Below are 22,150 nucleotides of genomic sequence, written 5' to 3' on the forward strand. Positions count from 1 at the left end.
GGGTGCGCTTTCCTACGCGAGCTTGGCGATGGTCTGGCCGGCCACCAGCGCCGCGAAATTGCACGCCGGGCCGTGGCCGGGAATGTCGATGTCGGGGGCGATCTCGAGCAGCGGCTGCAGCACGAATGCGCGTTCATGCATGCGCGGATGCGGCACCGTCAGGGTCGGGCTGGCGATGACCTCGTCGCCGTACAGCAGCAGGTCGAGGTCGAGCGTGCGCGGCGCGTTGCGGTAGGGCCGCTCGCGGCCATGGGCCTGCTCGATGTCCTGCAGCGCCGCAAGCAGGTCGTGCGCCGCCAGCGTGGTGTCGAGGCAGGCCACGGCATTGATGTAGTCGTCGCCGCCCGAGTCGACCGGGGCGGTGCGGTACAGGCTCGAGGTGTGCAGCAGCGTGCTGCCGTCGAGCCGCGCCAGGCGCGCCAGCGCATCGAGCACGTTCGCCTGCGCGTCGCCCAGGTTGGCGCCGATCCCGACCCAGGCCTTCATTCTTCCGATCCGGCCGCGGCTGCCGGTGCCGCGCCGCCCTCGCCACTGCTCTTGCGCGGGCCACGACGCGGCCGACGCTTCTTCGGCGCGCCATTGGTGGCGCCGCCTTCGCGCTCGCGCGTGTTGGCCGCGGCCACCAGGCGCTCGCGGTCGCCGCCTTCGGCCGCATAGAACTCGGTCCACCATTCGCCCACCTCGGCAGGCAGTTCTCCCGACTGGCAGCGCAGCAGCAGGAAGTCGTAGCCGGCGCGGAAGCGCGGGTGTTCCAGCAGCTTGTACGGCGCGCGGCCGGCGCGGCGCTCGAAGCGCGGCTGCATGGCCCAGATGTCGCGCATATCGGTGGCGATGCGGCGCTGCAGGGCCAGGTTCTCGGTTTGCGTCTCGAGCACCGCGTCGGCCGCCAGGTGCAGCGCGGGAATCGGCGCCTCGCCGGCGGCGCGGTAGGCGGTCCATTTTTCGAGCACCTGGTGCCACAGGAGCGAGGCGAACAGGAAGCCGGGCGAGACGCCCTTGCCGGCCTTGACGCGCGAGTCGGTGGAATCGAGCGCCAGGGTCACGAACTTCATGCCGATCGGCTGCTCCAGCACCACGTCGAGCAGGGGCAGCAAGCCATGGTGCAGGCCGGCCGAGCGCAGCTCCTTGAGGCAGGCCAGGGCGTGGCCCGACAGCAGCAGCTTGAGCATTTCGTCGAACACGCGCGCCGCCGGCACGTTGTCGATCAGCGGCGCCATGACGGGGATCGGCGCGCGCGTGGTCGGCTCGATCGTGAAGCCCAGCTTGGCCGCGAAGCGCACCACGCGCAGCATGCGCACCGGGTCTTCGCGGTAGCGCGCCTCGGGCATGCCGATGATGCGCAAGGTCTTGGCGCGGATATCCTCGATGCCGCCGTGGTAGTCCAGCACCGATTGGGTGGCCGGATCGTAGTACATCGCGTTGATGGTGAAGTCGCGGCGCGCCGCGTCTTCGTGCTGCGGGCCGAAGCTGTTGTCGCGCAGGACGCGGCCGTGTTCGTCCTTGGGCGCGTTGTCGCTGCCGTTGCCGCGGAAGGTGGTCACCTCGAGCAGGTCCTGGCCGAACATCACGTGCACGATCTGGAACCGGCGCCCAATAATGAAGGCGCGCCGGAACAGCTTTTTTACCTGCTCGGGCGTGGCGTCGGTGGCGATGTCGAAGTCCTTGGGCTTCACGCCCAGCAGCAGGTCGCGCACCGCGCCGCCGACGACGAAGGCCTTGAAGCCGGCTTCCTGCAGGGTCTGCGTGACGCGGATCGCGTTGGACGAGACGTTCTTGGGGTCGATGCCGTGTTCGGCCGGGCCGAGGATGGTCGGTTCGGTGGCGTCGCGCTGGTCTTTCACACCCAGGATTTTACGGATGAATTTTTTAATCATTGAATAGTTGGATGGTTGGCCAGCCCTGTTGCTGCGCGTGGCTCGCGAGCGCGGCGCTCGGATTGGTCGCGACCGGATGGGAGACGATGGACAGCAGCGGAATGTCGTTGTGCGAATCGCTGTAGAAATGGCTGCGGCCGAAGCTGCCGAACGGCTGCCCCAGGCGTTCCAGCCAGGCGTGCATGTGCGTGATCTTGCCCGGGCCCGAGCTCGGGGTCCCGGCCAGGCGTCCGGTCAGGTTGCCGGCGGCGTCGCGTTCGGGCATGGCCGCGATATGGTGCTCGACGCCGAAGGCGGCCGCGATCGGCGCCGTGATGTAGTGGTTGGTGGCGGTGATGATCGCCACCAGGTCGCCGGCGTCCTGGTGCTCGCGCACCAGCCTCAATGCCTGCGGCTTGATGGCCGGCTCGATCACTTCGCGCATGTAGCGCGCATGGAGGGATTCAAGCTCCAGGCGGGAAAAGCTCGCCAGGGTGCCGAGCGCGAACTCGAGGTATTCGACCGGGTCGAGCACGCCGGCGTTGTACTGGGCGAAGAAGGCGTCGTTGCGGGCGCGGTAGGCGTCGCCGTCGACCGCGCCGACCCGCGCCAGGAATTCTCCCCATTCGTGGTCCGAATCGAGCGGCAGCAGGGTGTGGTCGAGGTCAAACAGGGCAAGGTTTTTCATTCTTTGGGTTCAAGCGGCAGATTCTCTTGCAACAGCAGGTCGCGCAGCAGGGGCAGCGTGACCGGGCGCTGGGTTTCGAGCGAATACTGGTCCAGCGCGTCCAGCATGGTCGACAGGGAACGCATGTCGCGTTTGAAATGAGACAACAAATAGGGTAACACGCTGGCCGACAAGGTCAAACCGCGCGCCTCGGCGGCGTGCGTCAGCGCTTCGATCTTCTGGTCGTCCGACAGGCCGTGGATCTGGTACACCAGGCCCCAGCCCATGCGGGTGCGCAGGTCTTCGCGCACCCCCAGCACGGCCGGCGGCACCGGACCGGTGCAGACCATGTAGGCGCCGTGCTCGCGGATCTGGTTGAACAGCGCGAAGGCGTCGATCTGGCGTCGCGGGCTGAGGCGGTCGCAATCGTCCAGCAGGTACAGCGTGACCTCGGGCGCGTGCACGAACTGCTCGGCAGGCGCGCTTGCTGCGATGTAGCGCGAGGCCGGGCTGGCTGCCAGCGCCTGCAGCAGGTGGGTCTTGCCGGCGCCGGTATCGCCCCACAGATAAGCGAAGTGCTCGCGCGAGACGCGCTCGGCGAACAGGTGCATCAGGTGCGCCAGTTCGGCATTTTCCCCCACCTGGAAGGTGTCGAGGCTGTGCGCCGGCTCGGCGCCTAAATCGAGCACCAGCTGTTTCATGGCGTTCGTCGGTTCATGCCCGCGGTAAGGGAAAATGGCATGCCAGTAAGGTGATTTCCGCTGCGCTGTTAATCAAATTAGTTCGTCAAACGGTTATGGGGAGAACCGTTTTGCTAAAATAGTGGATTGACCAGTTTTGCCGGTCGCCTCCTATTTTACCGCCTCCGCTGCCAAATACCATGAGCCAACCATCTAATGTTTCTCTCTCTTACCGCGACGCGGGTGTCGATATCGATGCCGGCGACGCCCTGGTCGAAGCGATCAAGCCGCTCGCCAAGCGCACCATGCGCGAAGGCGTGCTGGGCGGGATCGGCGGCTTCGGCGGTCTGTTTGAGATCAGCAAGAAGTTCAAGGAACCGGTCCTGGTCTCGGGCACCGACGGCGTGGGCACCAAGCTCAAGCTGGCGTTCGAGCTGAACCGCCACGATACCGTCGGCATCGACCTGGTCGCCATGAGCGTCAACGACATCCTGGTGCAGGGCGCCGAGCCGCTGTTCTTCCTCGACTACTTTGCGTGCGGCAAGCTGGACGTGGCAACCGCCACCGCCGTGGTCTCGGGCATCGCCAAGGGCTGCGAAGAGTCGGGCTGCGCCCTGCTGGGCGGTGAAACCGCCGAAATGCCGGGCATGTACCCGGACGGCGAATACGACCTGGCCGGCTTCGCCGTCGGCGCGGTCGAGAAATCGCAGATCATCGACGGCAGCAAGATCGTGCCAGGCGACGTGGTGCTGGGCCTGGCCTCGTCGGGCATCCACTCCAATGGTTACTCGCTGGTGCGTAAAATCATCAGCGTCGCCAAGCCCGACCTCGAGGCCGATTTCCACGGCCGCAAGCTGGCCGACGTGCTGATGGCGCCGACCCGCCTCTACGTCAAGCCGCTGCTGGCCCTGATGGCCTCGATGGAAGTGAAGGGCCTGGTGCACATCACCGGCGGCGGCCTGGTCGAGAACATCCCGCGCGTGCTGCAGGATAACCTGACCGCCGTGCTGGACGCGTCGTCGTGGACCATGCCGCCGCTGTTCAAGTGGCTGCAGCAGCATGGCGGCGTGGCGGATGCCGAGATGCACCGCGTGTTCAACTGCGGCATCGGCATGACCGTGATCGTCTCGAAAGAAAACGCGGATGCGGCGTTTGCCCAGCTGGAAGCGGCCGGCGAGACCGTCTACCGCATCGGCGAGATCCGCGCCCGCGAAGAAGGCCAGGCGCAGACCGTCGTGCTGTAAGCGGCGGATCTTCGCACGCGAGACGGGCGCCTGCGGGCGCCCGTTTTCACATCCGGCCGCTCAGCGCGCCGCGCCGCTGCCGATGTGCTTGTCGAGGAAGGTCTCGACCCGGCCCCAGAAGTCGAGGCGGTTCTTTTCCAGCGACCAGCCATGGCCTTCTTCCGGATACTCGATCCACTCGACGTTCTTGTTGGTGCGCATGACGGCGTTGCGGAACGCGGTGCCGTGGTTGATCGGCACGCGCCGGTCGACCCCGCCATAGGCCAGAATCAATGGCTGGGTGATGCGCGCGGCCTGCTGGATGGGCGAGGTGGCCTTGAACTGGGCCGCGTCCTTAACCGGATCGCCGATCTTTTCAGGCATGCTGTGTTCCTTGGTGTCGCGCGAGACGTCGTCGCTCAGGCTCCAGCCATTGTCGAACAGCAGGCCGATATCGGTCACGCCGACGATATTGATCCCGCACTTGTACAGGTCCGGATCGTTGACCAGGCCCATCAGGGTGGCGTAGCCGCCATAGCTGCCGCCGGCGATGCAGATGCGCTTGGGATCGACGATCCCCTTGTCGATCGCCCAGCGCGCGCCGTCGGCGATATCGTTCTGCATCGCCAGGCCCCATTGCTTGTAGCCGGCGCGCTCATGCTGCGAGCCGAAGCCCTGGCTGCCGCGAAATTCCGGTTCCAGCACCGCATAGCCGCGCGAGGCCAGGAATTGCGACACGGGCGACCAGCCCCAGGAGGCGCCGCGGACGTAGGGGCCGCCATGCACCATGACCACCAGGGGCAGGCCGCTGCGTTGCGCGCCCGGCGGCAGCGTCAGCAGCGCCGGGATGTCCATGCCGTCGCGCGCCTTGTAGCGGAAGAATTGCTGGCGTCCCATCTGCGCCGGCTGCAGGCCGGGGCGCGCTTCGCCGATCTTGTTCAGCGCTTTCGTCCGGGTGTCGTACAGGAAGAAGATGGGGGCGACGACGTCGGAATACGCGGTGACCACGGCCAGCGGCGACGTCGCGTGCCCCGGCACCGAGACCAGGTTGACGGTCGTGGGCAGCAGCTTGTCGACGTCCTGCTGGACCTGTTTCATGGCGGGATCGAACCACTCGTTCGACATCGCGTCGGTCCGGAACAGGACCCCGAGCACCTTGTCGCTGTTGACCACGAGGCCGCCGTCGAAATCGTAGCCGGGGGCGGACAGCAGTGGCTGCGGATCGCGCTTGCCGGTGGCAACGTCGAGGGTGTGCAGCGCCTTCAGGCCGGTCTTGCCGCGGGCCACGACGAACAGGTTGCCGGTCGGGCCGAAGCCCAGCGGCTCGATGGTGTCGGCGGTTTCCTGGAAAATCGGGGAGCTGGCCAGCGCGCGCCACTCGCCGGTGGCCGGGTCGAGATACTGGATCGTCCTGGTGAGGTCCTTGTGGGTGATCGCCAGGCGCGGCTCCCCCTTGTGGTCGAGCAGCCAGCCAAAGGTATTGCCCGGGCGCGGCACGGTGCTGTACTGGCCGGTGACGGTATTGACGCGCAGCAGGTCGACGTGACTCATCTCTCCCTTCATGTTGCCGACCGCCGACGCCACATAGGTGTAGTCCGAGCCTTCCCACGGCATATTGCCGGCGATCCGGCTCTGGACCGGCAGCAGCTTGCGCGCCGTGCGCGAACCCTCGTTGGCCGACCTGCCGGTGCGGCTGGCCAGTTCGACGAAGCGTCCGCCGTCGTGGTCCACTGCATACAGGCCGGGCGCGAAACGCTGGTCGCCCGGCCCCACGCCTTTTTCGTGGGTGTCGAAGACCAGGCGCGTGTCGTTGATCCAGTAAAAGCCGTTGACGTCGGCATCGCTGTAGTTGGCGATGATCTTGCCGGCCTTGGTGTCCAGGTCGATCACCATCAGGAAGTCGCGCTGGCCGGGGGCGCTGGCGCGCACGGCCAGGTAGCGTGCCGTGGGCGAGAGCTTGGCGTCGCCGAATGGGGAGTTGCCGAAGAAGGCGGAGAGGGGAGGCGGTGCGGCGGACGTGGTGGCCGGGGCCGGGGCCTGGGCCTGGGCCGCGCCGCACAGCACCAGCGCCGCCAGCGAGGCGGCGCGCAATGCGCGGGTCAATGCAGTCATGGTTTTCCGTCTGAGATCGTTATTGTCGTAGCGGCCGCGGCGAGGCGACCTGCACGAATCACGATATCATCCGGAGCCCGGCCGGAATCTACTCAATTCTCACCTTGAAGTCACTCCGGCGCCCGGATGTAGTCGACCATGCCCTCGCTGCCGCGGCCGGGCGGCGCGGTGAGCAGGCTGACCACCACCACCGTCAGCATCCCGGCCGGCACCCCGAACACGCCGGCCGCCATCGGCAGGATGCCGAACCAGGCATCGCCCAGGTTGCCGCCCAGCGCCGGACTGGCGCGCAGCATGTAGTACAGGCAGACCGCGAACCCGACCAGCATCCCGGCGATCGCCCCCTGGTGATTGGCGCGCTTCCAGAACACGCCCAGCACCAGCACCGGAAAGAGCGTCGAACCAGCAAGTGAGAACGCCGCCGCGACAAGTGACAGGATGTCGGCCGGCTTTTGCGAGGCCACGTAGGCGGCGATGAAGGCCACCCCCAGCAGCAGCAGCTTGGAAATCGTCACCCGCTTCTGGGTCGAGGCGCCCGGGTTGACCATCTTGTAGTAGACGTCGTGCGACAGCGCGTTGGAGATCGCCAGCAACAGGCCGTCGGCGGTCGACAGCGCCGCCGCCAGGCCGCCGGCCGCGACCAGGCCCGCGATCACGTAGGGCAGGCCGCCGATCTCGGGCGTGGCCAGCACCAGCACGTCAGCGTCGATCGCGAATTCGGCCAGCTGCACGATGCCGTCGCCGTTGATGTCGGCCACGCTCACCAGGGGATTGGCCTTGTCCACGTTGGCCCAGTACGAGATCCAGGTGGGCAGCGCCGAGAAGTCGCTGCCGACCAGCGAGGTATAGATGTCGTACTTGGCCAGCACCGCCAGCGCCGGAATCGTCAGGTACACCAGCAGGATGAAGAACAGGGTCCAGAACACCGAGACCCGGGTGTCGTTCACCGACGGCGTGGTGTAGGCCCGCATCAGGATGTGGGGTAGCGCCGCGGTGCCGAACATCAGGCAGAACACCACCGCCAAAAAGTTATTGCGGCGCCCGTCCGATTCTTCCTTCGTGGCGCCGGGGAAGGGCTCGGCGTGCGGCTCGGGCGGCCGGGCGCGCGCCAGGTTGGCGTCGCGCCGCTCGCTCCATTGCGAGCGCGCCTCGTCCACCGAGTTGGGATAGGTGGCCAGCGCGCGCTCGGCCTGGCGCACCTCGGTCAGCGAGGCGTTGCGCGCGCGCGCCGCCGCCAGCTGGCGCTGGGCGTCCAGCTTGCCGGTCTCCCACGATTCGGGCAGCGCGTCCAGCCGCGCCGCGTATTCATCGGCCCTGCGGCGGAACTCGGCGCGCACCTGTTCTTCGCGCGGGTCGCGCGCCAGTTCGGCTTCGCGCGCGGTCAGCTTGGGCAGCAGCGAGCCATACGCCACCGCGGGGATCGGATTGTCGGCATGCTTGGCCGACAGCCACATGGTCGGAATCAGGAAGGCGACCAGCAGGATGATGTACTGCGCCACCTGGGTCCAGGTGATGGCGCGCATCCCGCCCAGGAACGAGCACACCAGGATGCTCGCCAGGCCCAGGAAGATCCCGACCGAGAAGTCGACGCCGGTGAAGCGCGAGGCGATCAGGCCGACCGCGTAGATCTGCGCCACCACGTAGGTGAACGAGACCAGGATGGTGGCGCCGACCGCCAGCGCGCGCACCGGGGCGCCGCGGCCTCCGCCTTTGTCCCCACTTCCACCGCCGTAGCGCGCCGCCAAAAAGTCGGGCACGGTGTACTGCGCGAACTTGCGCAGGTAGGGCGCGATGAGCAGCGCGACCAGCACGAAGCCGCCGGTCCAGCCCATGATGAAGGCCAGGCCGTCGAAGCCCTGCAGATACAGGCCCCCGGCCAGGCTGATGAAGCTGGCCGCCGAGATCCAGTCGGCGGCGGTGGCCATGCCGTTGAACATGGCCGGCACGCGCCGCCCGGCGACGTAGTATTCGGTGACGCTCGAGGTGCGGCAGATCACGCCGATGATCGCGTACAGGGCGATGGTGGCGAACATGAACAGGTGGCCGATCCACAGGCGCGGCATGCCCTCCTGCTCGAGCAGGGCGACGGCGACCAGGAACAGCGCGAAGCAGCCGGTGTACCACAGGTAGTAGCGCGCCAGCTTGCTGAAATAAGGTGGCTTGCCGCTCATCGTGGCTTATCCCCGGCGCCCGCCGCAGTATTGGCCGCAGCGTCGCGGTCGAGCCGGCGCATGCGCCAGGCATAGAAGCCGATGATGGCCAGCGACACCAGCGAGGCGCCTTGCGCCGCCATGTAGAACGACAGCGGCCAGCCGAACACCTCGAAGCGCGCCAGCTCGCGTGCGAAGAACACGGTGCCGAAGCCGGTCGCCAGCCACAGCGTCAGCAGCAGCAGGGTCATCTTGCGGGTGCGCTCCCAGTGCATGGCGTTGGCGCAGCGGCGCCGCGCCGCGGCGTCATGGTGGGGATCAAGGGGCGGCGTCGGGTTCATGGAGCGGAGGAGGGAAAGTCAGGCGGAACAGGCTGCCCGGGAAGCGCGCGGAGTGGCTGCGCGGGTTGTTGAAGATGTCGATCTCGGCGCCGTGCTGCTGCGCGATCTCGCGCACGATCGCCAGGCCCAGGCCGCTGCCCTGGGTATTGCTGCCCAGGATGCGGTAGAAGCGCTCGAACACGCGTTCGCGCTCGCTCGGGGCGATGCCGGGGCCGGTGTCCTCGACCTCGAGCAGGGCCGGTCCGCCGGCGCCGTCGCGCCGCACGCGCACCGTGACGCTGCCGCCGGCCGGCGTGTAGCGCAGCGCATTGTCGATCAGGTTCGACAGCAGTTCGCGCAGCATCAGCGGCTGGCCGGCGATGACGACCGGGCCTTCGTCGGCGGTGGGCGGCTCGAAGCCCAGGTCGATCTCGCCCGCGAACGAGGCCTGCACCCAGTCCTGCACCGTCTCGCGGGCCAGGCGCGGCAAGTCGATCTCGGCGAAGGCCAGGCCGGCCTGCGGCTGGTTTTCGGCGCGCGCCAGCGCCAGCAGCTGGTTCACCAGGCGCGTGGCCGATTCCGAACTCTTGGCCAGCTGTTCCAGCGAGCGGTGGATCTCGGCCGGGTCGAGCTGGCGCAGGGCCAGCTCGGACTGCATGCGCATGCCGGCCAGCGGGGTCTTCATCTGGTGCGCGGCGTCGGCGATGAAGCGCTTCTGCATCGCCACCGATTCGCCCAGGCGCTCGAGCATGTCGTTGAACGAGCCGACCAGCGGCGAGATTTCTTCGGGCACCTGGCGCGGATCGATCGGCGACAGGTCGTCCTGGGGCCGCGCCCGGATGCGCTGCTGCAGCTCGGCCAGCGGGGTCAGGCCGCGCGACAGCGCAAACCAGACCAGCGCCAGGATCACCGGCAGGATGATGAACTGGGGCAGGATCACCCCCTTGATGATCTCGCCCGCCAGGTGCGCGCGCTTGTCGAGCGTCTCGGCCACCTGCACCAGGGCCAGCGGCGGTTCGAGCGGCGGCTGCGGGGAACGCTCGTGCAAGGGGTCGAGGTTGATGTAGGTGTAGGCGACCCGGATCGGCGTGCCGTGGATGCTGTCGTTGCGGAACTCGACCGCGCCGCTGCGCGCATGCTCGTCGTCGGCGTTCATCCGCGGCCGCGGCAGGTCGCGGTCGCCGTCCAGCAGCTCGCCGTCGGGCCCGGCCAGCAGGTAATAGACGCTGTCGACGTCGTCGGCGCGCAGGATGTCGCGGCCGGACGGATGCAGCTGGCCGGCGGCCTTGCCGGCCACGCTGCGGATCTGCTGGCCCAGCACCGTGACCCGGTCTTCGAGCGCGTCGTCGAACGGCTGGTTGGCGATCGACTTGGCGACGAGATAGGTGATGGCGATGCTCATCGGCCACAGCAGCAGCAGCGGGGCCAGCATCCAGTCGAGGATCTCGCCGAACAGCGAATGGCGGATGTTCTCGTCCGGCTCGGGATTCGGCGGGACGTAGGTCGGCTCGGCCGGCGCGGCCGGGGCAGAAGCCGACCCGTGCTCGGGCCAGGGCGTCAAGCCGGCGTCGCGTTCGTTCACCTGTCGGCGACGGTTGCCGTTGCGGTTGCTGCGCTGCGCTCGGCGGAGGCGCTGGCGGCGGCCTCGGAGAATTTCTCGAGGCAGTAGCCCAGGCCGCGCACGGTGGCGATGCGCACGCCGCCGACTTCGATCTTCTTGCGCAGGCGGTGCACGTAGACCTCGATCGCGTTGTTCGAGACTTCCTCGCCCCATTCGCACAAGTGGTCAACCAATTGTTCCTTGGATACCAGACGGCCGGTGCGCGCCAGCAGCACTTCGAGCAGGCCGAGCTCGCGCGCCGAGAGGTCGAGCATCTGGTCATTGATGTAGGCGCTGCGGCCGACCTGGTCGTAGACCAGCGGGCCGTGGCGCACCACGGTCGGGCCGCCGCCGGCGCCGCGGCGGGTGAGGGCGCGCACCCGCGCCTCGAGTTCGGACAGGGCGAACGGCTTGGCCATGTAGTCGTCGGCGCCCAGGTCGAGGCCTTCCACGCGCTGCTCGACGGAATCGGCGGCGGTGAGGATCAGGACCGGCAGCAGCGAGGCGCGGGCGCGCAGGCGGCGCAGCACCTCGAGCCCCGACATCTTCGGCAGGCCGAGGTCGAGGATGAGCAGGTCGAACTCCTGGGTGGAGAGGGCGGTGTCGGCATCCTGGCCGTTCTTGACGTAATCGATGGCGTAGCCGGACTGGCGCAAGGATCGCGTCAGGCCGTCGGCAAGTACGCTATCATCTTCAGCGAGCAGAATTCGCATAATGGCACCTCGGTTATCGCGTTAGACAAACTCAGACCCGTATTGTGTTTGATTTGTCGCAACAATGCGAGCCTGGCCCCATTTCTTGACAAGATGGCCACGTATTAGTGCTTGCAAAAACCACTGGATTTTTATACAGTAGTGACTCTTGAAGTGCGCGTGCGCGCCCACACCTTGCCTACTCCACGATTGAAAGTACACCATGGACGACAAAAAATCCGCATTGAACGCCTCTGAAAAAGGCAAGGCGCTGGCAGCCGCCCTGGCGCAAATCGAAAAGCAGTTCGGCAAGGGCTCGGTCATGCGCATGGACACCAGCGCACCGGTCGAGGAAGTGCAGACTGTTTCCACCGGCTCGCTGGGCCTCGACATCGCGCTGGGCGTCGGCGGCCTGCCGCGCGGCCGTATCGTCGAGATCTACGGCCCTGAATCGTCGGGTAAAACCACCCTGACCCTGCAGACCATCGCCCAGATGCAAAAACTGGGCGGCACCTGCGCCTTCATCGACGCCGAGCACGCGCTCGACGTGACCTATGCCCAAAAATTGGGCATCAACCTGGGCGACCTGCTGATCTCGCAGCCGGATACCGGCGAACAGGCGCTCGAAATCACCGACGCACTGGTGCGTTCGGGCAGCGTCGACCTGGTGGTCATCGACTCGGTGGCGGCACTGACCCCGCGCGCCGAGATCGAAGGCGACATGGGCGATTCGCTGCCGGGCCTGCAGGCGCGCCTGATGTCGCAAGCACTGCGCAAGCTGACCGGTTCGATCAACCGCACCAACACGCTGGTGATCTTCATTAACCAGATCCGCATGAAGATCGGCGTCATGTTCGGCAGCCCAGAGACGACCACCGGCGGTAACGCACTGAAGTTCTACGCCTCCGTGCGCATGGACATCCGTCGTACCGGTTCGATCAAGTCGGGCGACGAAGTGATCGGTAACGAAACCAAGGTCAAGGTCGTCAAGAACAAGATCGCGCCACCGTTCAAGGAAGCCCACTTCGACATCCTGTACGGAGCAGGCACCTCGCGCGAAGGCGAAATCCTGGACCTGGGCGCCGACAACAAGATCGTCGAGAAATCGGGCTCGTGGTACAGCTATAACGGCGAGCGCATCGGCCAGGGCAAGGACAACGCCCGTCAGTTCCTGGTGGATCGCCCAGCCCTGGCGCGTGAGATCGAAAACAAGGTCCGCGCCGCCCTGGGCGTGCGTGAACTGCCGCCGGTGGCAGCCGGTGGCGACGACAAGCCGAAGCTGCAGGCTGTTGGTGAGTAATCGTCTGGCGAGGGCGGCGCGGCAAGGTAGCGCCGTGGCTGTTCGCGCCATGTTGTCGACGATGGTGTTGCCATGCCAGCACCCGTACTGAGCCTCAAGGCGCGCGCGCTGCGCTATCTGTCGCAGCGCGAGCACAGCCGGTTCGAGTTGCGGCGCAAGCTGGCCAAGTATGCCCAGGAAGACGAAGACGTCGACGCCCTCCTGGATTTCCTTGAAAAGAATAACTGGCTGTCGCAAGAACGTTTTGCCGAGTCCCTGATCAACCGTAAGGCCAGCCGCTACGGCAACAGCCGTGTGGTGGCGGAGCTGCAAAGCCATGGCGTCACCGGCGATGCACTGGTCGAGATCAAGGCTGGGCTGTCCGACAGCGAGACCGCGCGCGCCGTCGAAGTCTGGCAGCGCAAGTTCGGCACCGTCGCCACCGACGCGGCAATGCGGGCCAAGCAGATGCGCTTCCTGTTGCAGCGCGGCTTTTCCCAGCGTGCGGCGCGGGTGGCAATGCAGGGTAGCCCTGCGGACGACGAGTTGTCGTAGGGTGGACGGATTTTCCGTCCACGCGTTCAACTACAATATGCGTCATTACAGCGTGCCTTTGACTAAGATGTACGTCACTACAGCGTGCCTCGAAGGACTTCATCTCCGTGACGCTGATCTGGCGGCCATACCTCTCCAGGCGCCAGCGTGGAGCGCCATCTCCCGATATGCCTAGGGCATATTCCTCAACGGGCGATGGCGCTGCACGCTGGCGCTTTGTTACGCCTGACCGTCCGATCACTGACTGATCCTATCCCAACCACATATCTTTCATTCACCCCGTGAATGGCTTGGCGACTCGCATTAAAGACGGGCGAATAATATAAGCGGCAAACGCGCCGTCATATTCCCCTGAAGTCCCTTCATCTCCTCGTAGTATCCCTTACTAACCTTTCTTTCCCATGCGCCGCTGTGGACGCTGTGCTAAACTTTGCGGGTTTAAGCAGCGCCGCATGAGCGGTTGTTGTCGCAGAAGCTGCGGCAACGTGCACGAAGCACACCGGCTGCATCACTAACCGCCGTCTCGACGGCACTGGTATTTATGCCTTTGTCACCTCCCGTATCGCGCTCGCTCCGGCATACGCGCGCCATCACAGTCGAAGCGTTCGCGCGCGACGATGGCTTGTGGGACCTCGATGCCAGCATCCGCGATGTGAAGACGCGTACTGTCGCGCTTGCTTCCGGCGAACGTCCCGGCGGCACGCCGGTGCACGACCTCAAGCTGCGCGTGACCATCGACCGCGACCTGAACATCGTCGATGCCGAAGCCGCATCCGATGCCGTCCCGTATCCGGGCTATTGCGATACCATCGGCCCTGCCTACAAGAAGTTGATCGGGCTCTCGCTCGTGAACCATTTCCGGTTGCATCTGAAAGACCGCCTATCCGGCGTGCTCGGCTGCACCCATTTGACCGAATTGGCCCAGGTGCTGCCAACCGCAGCCCTGCAAGCCTTTGCTGACGACAATGTCGATGCCCCAGGCGGGCTCGGCGGCTCGTCAACCGACCGTCCATTTGAGCTCGACCGTTGCCACGCCCTGCGCAGCGACGGCCCTGCCGTGGCCAAATACTACCCACGCTGGTCGATCAAGGCCGTCTCGGGTTAGCGTTCGTCGTTTTATTTTTGTAGTTCAACCGTATTTCTAATTCAGTAATAGAAGAAGGGAAGCCAGCATGAAGATCCATGAGTACCAGGGCAAAGAGATCCTCCGAAAATTCGGGGTGACCGTTCCGCGCGGCATTCCGTGCATGTCGGTGGAAGAGGCTGTCAAGGCAGCTGAAGAACTGGGCGGTCCGGTCTGGGTGGTCAAGGCCCAGATCCACGCTGGTGGCCGTGGCAAGGGCGGTGGCGTCAAGGTCGCCAAGTCGATCGAACAAGTCAAGGAATACGCCGACCAGATCATGGGCATGCAGCTGGTGACCCACCAGACCGGCCCCGAAGGCCAGAAAGTGCGCCGCCTGATGATCGAAGAAGGCGCCGACATCAAGCAGGAACTGTACGTCTCGCTGGTCACCGACCGCGTGACCCAGAAGGTCGTGCTGATGGCCTCGTCGGAAGGCGGCATGGACATCGAAGAAGTCGCGCACAGCAACCCTGAAAAAATCCACAACGTCGTGATCGACCCGGCCGTCGGCCTGACCGACGCCGACGCCGACGAAGTCGCCGCCAAGATCGGCGTGCCGGCCGGCTCGATCGCCGACGCCCGCGCCAACCTGCAAGGCCTGTACAAAGCCTACTGGGAAACCGACGCATCGCTGGCGGAAATCAACCCGCTGATCGTGACCGGCTCGGGCAAGATCATCGCCCTGGACGCGAAATTCAACTTCGACGCCAACGCCCTGTTCCGTCATCCAGAAATCGTCGCCTACCGCGATCTGGACGAAGAAGATCCAGCCGAAGTCGAAGCATCGAAATTCGACCTGGCCTACATCTCGCTGGACGGCAACATCGGCTGCCTGGTGAACGGCGCCGGCCTGGCCATGGCCACCATGGACACCATCAAGCTGTTCGGCGGCGAGCCGGCCAACTTCCTGGACGTCGGCGGTGGCGCCACGGCCGAGAAAGTGACCGAAGCCTTCAAGATCATGCTGAAGAACCCGGAACTGAAGGCCATCCTGGTCAACATCTTCGGCGGCATCATGCGTTGCGACGTCATCGCCGAAGGCGTGATCACCGCATCGAAAGCCGTGTCGCTGCAAGTGCCGCTGGTCGTGCGCATGAAGGGCACCAACGAAGACCTGGGCAAGAAGATGCTGGCTGACTCGGGTCTGCCAATCATCGCCGCAGACACGATGGAAGACGCAGCGAAGTCGGTCGTCGCCGCCGCCGCTGGTAAAGCCTAATTCGCTAAGGAAATAAAAATGTCGATTCTGATCAACAAAGACACCAAAGTCATCACCCAGGGCATCACCGGCAAGACCGGCCAATTCCACACCCGCATGTGCCGCGACTACGCGAACGGCAAGGAAGCCTTCGTCGCAGGCGTGAACCCGAAGAAAGCCGGTGAAGATTTCGAAGGTATTCCAATCTACGCATCGGTCAAGGAAGCCAAGTCGGAAACCGGCGCCACCGTGTCGGTCATCTACGTCCCACCGGCAGGCGCAGCCGCCGCCATCTGGGAAGCCGTTGAAGCCGAGCTGGACCTGGCAATCTGCATCACCGAAGGCATCCCTGTCCGCGACATGATGGAAATCAAGGATCGCATGGCCAAAGCCGGTTCCAAGACCCTGCTGCTGGGCCCGAACTGCCCAGGCCTGATCACCCCTGACGAAATCAAGATCGGCATCATGCCGGGCCACATCCACAAGAAGGGCCGTATCGGCGTCGTGTCGCGTTCGGGCACCCTGACCTATGAAGCAGTCGGCCAGCTGACCGCGCTGGGCCTGGGACAATCGTCGGCAGTCGGCATCGGTGGCGACCCAATCAACGGCCTGAAGCACATCGACGTGATGCGCATGTTCAACGACGATCCTGACACCGACGCGGTCATCATGATCGGCGAAATCGGCGGTCCGGACGAAGCGAACGCTGCTCACTGGATCAAGGACAACATGAAGAAGCCAGTCGTCGGCTTCATCGCTGGCGTCACCGCGCCTCCAGGCAAGCGCATGGGCCACGCCGGCGCGCTGATCTCGGGCGGCGCCGACACCGCGCAAGCCAAGCTGGAAATCATGGAAGCCTGCGGCATCAAGGTCACCAAGAACCCGTCGGAAATGGCGCGTCTGCTGAAGGCGATGCTGTAATTCTGACGATCTCTTTATCGACAGCTAAGACGGGGAGCTTCGGCTCCCCGTTTGTATTTGCGGGTCCATTTTTCGTCGCCAATCTCCGTCGTCTGACAAAAATTGCTGTATGGCACTGACAAATTTTGTCACCCGAAGCGCCAATTTTTGTCGTAGCACACGATTTCGTTATGTCGGGATTAATAAAATCGACCGTTTTCTGCTGTTTTCGGGCTGGCACAGCGCTTGCATATAGGAAAGCGTAGCAGCTGAGCAGTACAAGACATGTAGTCCTTATTTTTGAAATACTACCCTGGAGAGAAAAATGAACTTCAAGCAAATGCAAACCAAGAAGGCCGAAGGCGGCTTCACCCTGATTGAACTGATGATCGTTGTTGCCATCATCGGCATCCTGGCAGCTGTCGCCATCCCTGCTTACCAGAACTATGTCGCCAAGTCGAAGTTCAGCGCTGCACTGGCTGAAGTTTCTGCTGGTAAGACTGGCCTCGACGTCGCCCTGAACATGGACTCGAACTTGGCTGCAGATGCAGCGCTGGCCGCCAGCGGTTTGAAGGCTGAGACCTCGAACTGCGACATCAGTTTCGTGGGCGCTCCTACCACCACTGGCGCGATCGACTTGGTCTGCACCATCAACAGCGGCCCAAGCTCGGTGAACGGCGAAACCGTGACCCAGAAGCGTGATGCAGATGGCGCCTGGACCTGCGAAACCAGTATTGATGAAGAGTTGACCGGCAAAGCTTGCGAGACTGTTACCGCCCCGTAATTCATGTAATTAGCTAGCCTGTAACAAAAGGCCGCCTTTTGGCGGCTTTTTGCTATCCGGCGATTATTTTTGCTTCAGGTACTGATCCAACCACCCCACCACAGTGTGATGCCACTGCACCGAGTTCGCCGGCTTGAGCACCCAATGGTTCTCATCCGGGAACACCAGCAGCTTGCTCTCGACCCCCTTGCGCTGCAGCGCGGTAAAGGTCCCCAGCGCCTGCGCGGTAGGAATGCGGAAGTCCAGATCGCCCTGAATCACCAGCATCGGCGTCTTCCACTTGTTCACGTGATGAACCGGATTGAAGCGCTCATGGTTCTCCGGCACCTTGAAGTAAGGCCCGCCGCTCTCCCAATCGGTAAACCACTGTTCCTCGGTCGAGTACGCCATGCCGCGCGTATCGAATACGCCGTCGTGATTCACGATGCACTTGAACTCATCCGACCAGTTACCCGCGATCCAGTTCATCATGTAGCCGCCGTACGACGCCCCCAGTGCGCAGTCGCGTGAACGGTCGAGCCACGCGAATTTCTGCACCGCCGCGTCATAGCCCTTCTGCAGGTCGACCAGCGGCTTGCCACCCCAGTCGTTGCTGATCGAATCGGTGAACTTCTGGCCATAGCCGGTCGAGCCGTGGAAGTCGATGAACACGGCCGCATAGCCCGCGCCCGCATACACCTGCGGATTCCAGCGATAGCTCCAGCTGTTGCCGAAGCTGCCTTGCGGGCCGCCGTGGACGATGAAGGCGACCGGATACTTCTGGCCCGGCTGCGCATTCCACGGCTTCATCACGTAGCCGTACACGGTCTCGCCATTGGCGCCGGCAAACGAGAACTGCTCCGATTCGCCAAAGCGCACGTCCTTCAAACGTTCCGTGTTCACATCGGTCAGCTGCTTCGGCTTGCCGCCCAGCTTCATCGAGAACAGCTGCGCGCCCGATTGCAGGTTGGCGTGGGTGTACACCAGCGTGTCGCGCCGCAGGTCATACGCGCCGACCACGCCCTTGTCGGTCAGCGGCGTCACCTTGCCGCTGGCGACGTCGATCGAGAACAGGCGGTGCTGGCCGATGTCTTCGGCATCGACGATCAGCGCCTTGCCGTCCGCACGCCACACCAGGTTGCCGGCCGAGCGGTCCCAGTCGGCCGCCAGCTTGCGCTTCTGGCCGGTGGCCACGTCCATCAGCATGACCTGGTAGCGGTCGGCCTCGAAGCCGGGACGCGCCATCGCGAGATAGGCCAGGGTGCGGCCATCCGGAGAGAAGGTGCCCTTGGTATCCCAGGCTGGATTGTCCTGGGTCAGGTTGCGCGGCCCCGCGCCGCCTGCGGCCGGCACGCTGTACAGGTCGAAGTTGGTCGACCAGGCTTCGGTCTTGCCGGCGATGCGCGCCGAGAAAACGATGGTCTTGCCGTCCGGGCTGAAGCGGTACTCCTCGCGGTCGCCGAACGGCTTCGACGGCACGTCGCCGTCGAGCGAGCCGGACAGGCTGACCGGTTCGCCGCCGGCCTTGCCATCCGCACCGATCGGCGCCGAGAACAGCACCGCGTTGCGGTGGTCGTTCCAGGTATCCCAGTGACGCACGAACAGGCGGTCATAGACCTTGCCGGTGGCCTTGTCCTTTTCCCTGGCATCCAGGCGCGATCTGGTGCAGGCCAGGTCGGCGCAGTCGCGGAACACGGCCAGGCTGAACGCCAGGCGGTCGCCGCCTGGCGCGAGGCGGAAGTTGTCGACGTCCAGCGGCAGGTTCGTCACCTGCACCGCCTCGCCGCCGGCGACCGGCTGGCGCCATACCTGCGACGAGCCCGAGCGCGCCGACAGGAAATAGACGGCGTCGCCCGAAGGCGACCATTCCGGGTCGCTGCTGCTGGACGCATGCTGGGTCAGGCGCTGCGGCGCAGGCTTGGCGGCGCGCAGGTCGACCATCCACAGTTGGGTATTGCCGCGGTTCTTTTCCATATCCGTGCTGCGCACGGTATAGATCACGCGCTTGGCGTCCGGCGACACGGCCGGGCTGCCTACCCGTTCCATATTGACCAGGTCTTCCACGGTAAAGCCGCGCGGCGCGGCCGTTGCGGTGGTGGCGGCCAGCAGGGCCGCCGCCATCGTCAGCAAGCGAAATGTCATTCCATCCTCGTCGATCAGTGCCGCGGCAGGGTGCCGCATGCAAGCTGGCAATTTACCACGTTGCATTACAGGCATGTGAAGCGCTACTGGAAGCCGGCCCAGACACTGTTGAGTACTGGAAATGCATCTTTTTCGATTCTATGACACCATGCGGTTTCAAAAATATGGTTCAACTTCGGGACGTGTAATGACGGATTCTCTTAAAACGGGACAAGAAAGGATCATGTACCGCACCGGCGCCGCCGCCCGGCTGGCTGGTCTGCCGGTGGAAACCCTGCGCGTATGGGAGCGCCGCTACAGCCTGTCGGATGCCCAGCGCTCCGAGCGCGGCCAGCGCCTGTACTCGGCCGAACAGGTGACGCGCCTTGGCCTGCTCAAGCAGCTGGTCGACCAGGGGCATTCGATCGGCGTGCTCGCCGGCCTCAACCGCGACCAGCTGCAATCGATGCTGGGCCTGGACGGCCAGGCCAGGGCCGTGGCGGCGGCCCCGGTGCGGGTGCTGCTGGTCGGCGCCATGCTGGCGCGGCGCGTGGCCGCCATGGGGCAGGGCGCCCTGGGGCTGGACGTGCGCGGCCATTGCGCCGACCTCGCGCAGGCGGCGGACATGTTGCAGGATGATGCAGGCGCCGACGTGCTGGTGATCGAACAATCCGAACTCGACGAACGGGCGCTGCCGGCCATCGCCGCCGCGCGCGATGCGGCCGGCGTCGGGGCGGTCGTCGTGCTGTACCGCTTCTGCTCGAGCGCCACCATTCGCGCCTTGCGCGCGCAAGGTTGCCTGGTGGCGCGCATTCCGGCCGACCTGAATGAACTGGCGCTGCTGTGCCAGTCGGCCCTGACCGGTCATCGCCCGCCGCTGCAGGAGCCGCTGACGGCGGCCGTGGCGCCGCCGCGCTTCGCCGACGAAGACCTGGCCAATATCACGGCGGCCGGCAATCGCCTGACCTGCGAGTGTCCGCGCCACCTGTCGGACCTGCTGCTGATGGTGGGAAGCTTCGAGCGCTACAGCCAGCAGTGCGCCTCGCGCAACCCGCAAGACGCGGCGCTGCACGCCGAGCTGGCGCTGGCATCGGGCCGCGCGCGGGTGGTGCTGGAGGCGGCGATGGAAAGGCTGGCGATCGAGGAAGGATTGCCGTTGCCGAAAGGCTGGGCCTAGACGATCTTGCCGCGGTCGGCCAGCAGCGCCTCGTAAGTCATGTTCTGCAGCAGCGTGTAGTGGACCGGATCGAGATCGATGAACTGCACGCCATAGCTGTACATCTCGGCCTGGCCGTCCGCCGGCTTGCCGACCGCCAGGTTCCGGATGCTGGCCCGGGTGCGCACCTGGGTTTCCCGGTTGTCGGGCGGGACCATCAGCGCGAACCGCAGATCCACGATGTCTTCATCGGGCGGCAAGGGCTGCGACGAATCGATGCGGGCGCCCGTCACCGACACGTTCGCCAGCTGGCAATCCATCGGCGCCGCGACCTTCATGCCGGCCACCCGCACCGGCAGGTCGGCGCGCACCCGCATCGCGCCGCGCAGGCTGGTGCCCTGGATCGAGGTCGGGAATGAAAGATGGACGTAGAACAGGGGACGGCTGAAAACGCGCTCGACCGTGGAGGCGAACGAACACACGTTCACGCCGGAAAACACCCGGATCGTCACGCGCTCGCCTTCGGTCAGTCCGATCGGCACCCCGTCCTCGAAGGGGATCTTGAGGATCAGGTACTCGTCCCTGACGTAGCCGATGAGGCTGGAAAAATGCGCGACCGGCTTGAGCCGCCGGTGCGTGATGAGCTGCAGGCGGACGCCGACCTGCATGTTCAGCGTTTCGAATTCGTATTCCTGGGGCTTCAGCTCATGGGCTTGGGCGCTGTTCATATCGGTAAAACAAGCGGGCGGCCATTGCCGCAGAGAAAAGCCGGCATGATAGCAGCAGCTTTACCTCTGGAATGTATCTTAATGTCACTGCTTGCTTCCGACAGCTGGTAGCAATAAGTCAATGGCGGCCGTATTCGCCTGCCGGCTCCGATGACCTGAGAAGAAAAACGAGCCCCCTCGAGTCAGGTCAGGTTGAGCTGCCATGAAACGCCAAAGCGGTCGCTCAGCCAGCCGAACTTGCGGCTGAACCCATAATTATCCGGCGGCATCAGCAGCTTGCCGCCGTCCGCCAGCCGGGCGAAGGCGGTGTCGAACTCGGCCTCGTCCTGGCACTCCACGAACAGCGACATGGATGGTGTGAAGGTAAACGCGTGCTTGGCCGGACTGTCGATGCAGATCACGGGCTGGCCGGCGAGGGAGAAATCGGCCCGCTTGACGGTCCCTTCGGGGCCCATTTCGCCGCTCTTGTAGTGCTCGATCTGCTTGACTTCGGAGCGGGCGAACAGCGAGACATAGAAACGCATCGCTTCCTCGGCCGAACCTTCGAACATCAGGAATGGAGTGATGCTGCTTGCCATCGTCGACTCCTATCGAGTGATGGAGCGCGGTGCTCAGCGCGCGGGTTTCCAGCCGGACGCCATGGCGTCGGCAAAGCTCTGCCCCATGATCTCGACCGCCTTCTGGTTGGCGCTGATGAGCCGGCCGAATGACTGCTGCTGGACCGACACGGCATTCCTGGTCAAGGCTTCGGCGCACGACTGCGAAGCGGCGATGAAGGCCTTCATCGTCTCTTCCATGATGATCTTGGACGAGCTGATCCAGAGCTGCTCCAGGCTGGCGCGGGTCGAATCCGCGTAGACATTAGCGATCTTCAGGAATGCATCTTGATAGGGCAGGGCGTTCAGCTGGGCGGTCGCTGCGGTGAACTGCGGGTATGCGGTCGTCATGACACATCCTCTCGGGCAGATAGCAGGTTGGAGTGGGGAAAGACGCTTTGGGCGTCGCCCATCAGTATAGGCCGAGTATGGAC

21 protein-coding genes are annotated in these 22,150 nt (G+C 64.9%); 8 read left to right on the forward strand and 13 right to left on the reverse strand.

Features of this window, described 5'->3' with window-relative positions; translation table 11 throughout:
* Window positions 1-12 precede the first annotated feature (12 nt).
* From folK to hda, 4 genes are read right to left on the reverse strand one after another with little or no spacing between them, the layout of a single operon-like run.
* Window positions 13-486: a 2-amino-4-hydroxy-6-hydroxymethyldihydropteridine diphosphokinase gene (gene folK / locus HMPREF9710_RS06390; protein WP_005664944.1), complete on the reverse strand. Its 474-nt coding sequence runs from the start codon at window positions 484-486 to the stop codon at window positions 13-15.
* Complete coding sequence (gene pcnB / locus HMPREF9710_RS06395; RefSeq protein ID WP_005664946.1) at window positions 483-1,874, reverse strand: polynucleotide adenylyltransferase PcnB; 1,392 nt, start codon at window positions 1,872-1,874, stop codon at window positions 483-485. The genes folK and pcnB overlap by 4 nt, the downstream gene beginning before the upstream one ends.
* Entirely contained in the window at window positions 1,867-2,541 is a 675-nt protein-coding gene (locus HMPREF9710_RS06400) for an HAD family hydrolase (protein WP_005664948.1), read from the reverse strand. The genes pcnB and HMPREF9710_RS06400 overlap by 8 nt, the downstream gene beginning before the upstream one ends.
* Entirely contained in the window at window positions 2,538-3,221 is a 684-nt protein-coding gene (gene hda, locus HMPREF9710_RS06405; RefSeq protein ID WP_005664949.1) for a DnaA regulatory inactivator Hda, read from the reverse strand. Before hda ends, HMPREF9710_RS06400 begins: the two co-directional genes overlap by 4 nt.
* 179 nt (window positions 3,222-3,400) lie before the next feature.
* Here hda and purM point away from each other — a divergent pair, with 179 nt between their 5' ends.
* Window positions 3,401-4,444, forward strand: a complete 1,044-nt coding sequence (gene purM, locus HMPREF9710_RS06410; protein WP_005664950.1) for a phosphoribosylformylglycinamidine cyclo-ligase — start codon at window positions 3,401-3,403, stop codon at window positions 4,442-4,444.
* 60 nt (window positions 4,445-4,504) lie between these two features.
* On the opposite strand, the gene HMPREF9710_RS06415 is transcribed toward purM, so the two are convergent.
* From HMPREF9710_RS06415 to HMPREF9710_RS06435, 5 genes are all read right to left on the reverse strand, one after another.
* Window positions 4,505-6,535 (reverse strand): alpha/beta hydrolase family protein, encoded by a 2,031-nt coding sequence (locus HMPREF9710_RS06415; RefSeq protein ID WP_005664952.1) that lies wholly within the window; start codon window positions 6,533-6,535, stop codon window positions 4,505-4,507.
* A 110-nt stretch (window positions 6,536-6,645) separates the two neighbouring features.
* Entirely contained in the window at window positions 6,646-8,706 is a 2,061-nt protein-coding gene (locus tag HMPREF9710_RS06420; protein WP_005664954.1) for a sodium:solute symporter family protein, read from the reverse strand.
* Entirely contained in the window at window positions 8,703-9,026 is a 324-nt protein-coding gene (locus HMPREF9710_RS06425) for a DUF4212 domain-containing protein (protein WP_005664956.1), read from the reverse strand. The genes HMPREF9710_RS06420 and HMPREF9710_RS06425 overlap by 4 nt, the downstream gene beginning before the upstream one ends.
* Window positions 9,004-10,587 (reverse strand): sensor histidine kinase, encoded by a 1,584-nt coding sequence (locus HMPREF9710_RS06430; RefSeq protein ID WP_005664958.1) that lies wholly within the window; start codon window positions 10,585-10,587, stop codon window positions 9,004-9,006. The genes HMPREF9710_RS06425 and HMPREF9710_RS06430 overlap by 23 nt, the downstream gene beginning before the upstream one ends.
* On the reverse strand, window positions 10,584-11,318 hold the full coding sequence (locus HMPREF9710_RS06435) for a response regulator transcription factor (protein ID WP_005664960.1): 735 nt from the start codon (window positions 11,316-11,318) through the stop codon (window positions 10,584-10,586). The genes HMPREF9710_RS06430 and HMPREF9710_RS06435 overlap by 4 nt, the downstream gene beginning before the upstream one ends.
* Window positions 11,319-11,520: 202 nt before the next feature.
* Here HMPREF9710_RS06435 and recA point away from each other — a divergent pair, with 202 nt between their 5' ends.
* The 6 genes from recA to HMPREF9710_RS06465 all read left to right on the forward strand — a co-directional run bounded on the left by recA (window position 11,521) and on the right by HMPREF9710_RS06465 (window position 17,136).
* Complete coding sequence (gene recA, locus HMPREF9710_RS06440) at window positions 11,521-12,597, forward strand: recombinase RecA (protein ID WP_005664962.1); 1,077 nt, start codon at window positions 11,521-11,523, stop codon at window positions 12,595-12,597.
* A 72-nt stretch (window positions 12,598-12,669) separates the two neighbouring features.
* Complete coding sequence (gene recX / locus HMPREF9710_RS06445; RefSeq protein WP_005664963.1) at window positions 12,670-13,131, forward strand: recombination regulator RecX; 462 nt, start codon at window positions 12,670-12,672, stop codon at window positions 13,129-13,131.
* A gap of 541 nt (window positions 13,132-13,672) precedes the next feature.
* Window positions 13,673-14,236 (forward strand): DUF2889 domain-containing protein, encoded by a 564-nt coding sequence (locus HMPREF9710_RS06450; RefSeq protein WP_005664964.1) that lies wholly within the window; start codon window positions 13,673-13,675, stop codon window positions 14,234-14,236.
* 67 nt (window positions 14,237-14,303) lie between these two features.
* On the forward strand, window positions 14,304-15,473 hold the full coding sequence (gene sucC, locus HMPREF9710_RS06455) for an ADP-forming succinate--CoA ligase subunit beta (protein ID WP_005664966.1): 1,170 nt from the start codon (window positions 14,304-14,306) through the stop codon (window positions 15,471-15,473).
* Between the two features lie 18 nt (window positions 15,474-15,491).
* On the forward strand, window positions 15,492-16,373 hold the full coding sequence (gene sucD, locus HMPREF9710_RS06460; protein WP_005664967.1) for a succinate--CoA ligase subunit alpha: 882 nt from the start codon (window positions 15,492-15,494) through the stop codon (window positions 16,371-16,373).
* 304 nt (window positions 16,374-16,677) lie between these two features.
* On the forward strand, window positions 16,678-17,136 hold the full coding sequence (locus HMPREF9710_RS06465) for a pilin (RefSeq protein WP_005664969.1): 459 nt from the start codon (window positions 16,678-16,680) through the stop codon (window positions 17,134-17,136).
* 63 nt (window positions 17,137-17,199) lie between these two features.
* Here HMPREF9710_RS06465 and HMPREF9710_RS06470 read toward each other — a convergent pair whose 3' ends face one another.
* Window positions 17,200-19,257, reverse strand: coding sequence for a S9 family peptidase (locus HMPREF9710_RS06470; protein ID WP_005664971.1), 2,058 nt, complete (start codon window positions 19,255-19,257; stop codon window positions 17,200-17,202).
* A 223-nt stretch (window positions 19,258-19,480) separates the two neighbouring features.
* Between HMPREF9710_RS06470 and HMPREF9710_RS06475 the strand changes: the two genes are divergently transcribed.
* On the forward strand, window positions 19,481-20,413 hold the full coding sequence (locus HMPREF9710_RS06475) for a MerR family transcriptional regulator (RefSeq protein ID WP_157225439.1): 933 nt from the start codon (window positions 19,481-19,483) through the stop codon (window positions 20,411-20,413).
* Here HMPREF9710_RS06475 and HMPREF9710_RS06480 read toward each other — a convergent pair.
* The 3 genes from HMPREF9710_RS06480 to HMPREF9710_RS06490 form a co-directional block, all read right to left on the reverse strand.
* Complete coding sequence (locus tag HMPREF9710_RS06480) at window positions 20,410-21,120, reverse strand: flagellar brake protein (protein ID WP_005664975.1); 711 nt, start codon at window positions 21,118-21,120, stop codon at window positions 20,410-20,412. The genes HMPREF9710_RS06475 and HMPREF9710_RS06480 overlap by 4 nt on opposite strands.
* 182 nt (window positions 21,121-21,302) lie before the next feature.
* Complete coding sequence (locus HMPREF9710_RS06485) at window positions 21,303-21,698, reverse strand: VOC family protein (protein ID WP_005664977.1); 396 nt, start codon at window positions 21,696-21,698, stop codon at window positions 21,303-21,305.
* Between the two features lie 33 nt (window positions 21,699-21,731).
* On the reverse strand, window positions 21,732-22,067 hold the full coding sequence (locus tag HMPREF9710_RS06490) for a hypothetical protein (protein WP_005664979.1): 336 nt from the start codon (window positions 22,065-22,067) through the stop codon (window positions 21,732-21,734).
* Window positions 22,068-22,150: the final 83 nt, after the last annotated feature.

It is taken from the genome of Massilia timonae CCUG 45783 (assembly GCF_000315425.1).
In the GTDB taxonomy this organism is placed as follows: Bacteria; Pseudomonadota; Gammaproteobacteria; order Burkholderiales; family Burkholderiaceae_D; genus Telluria; species Telluria timonae.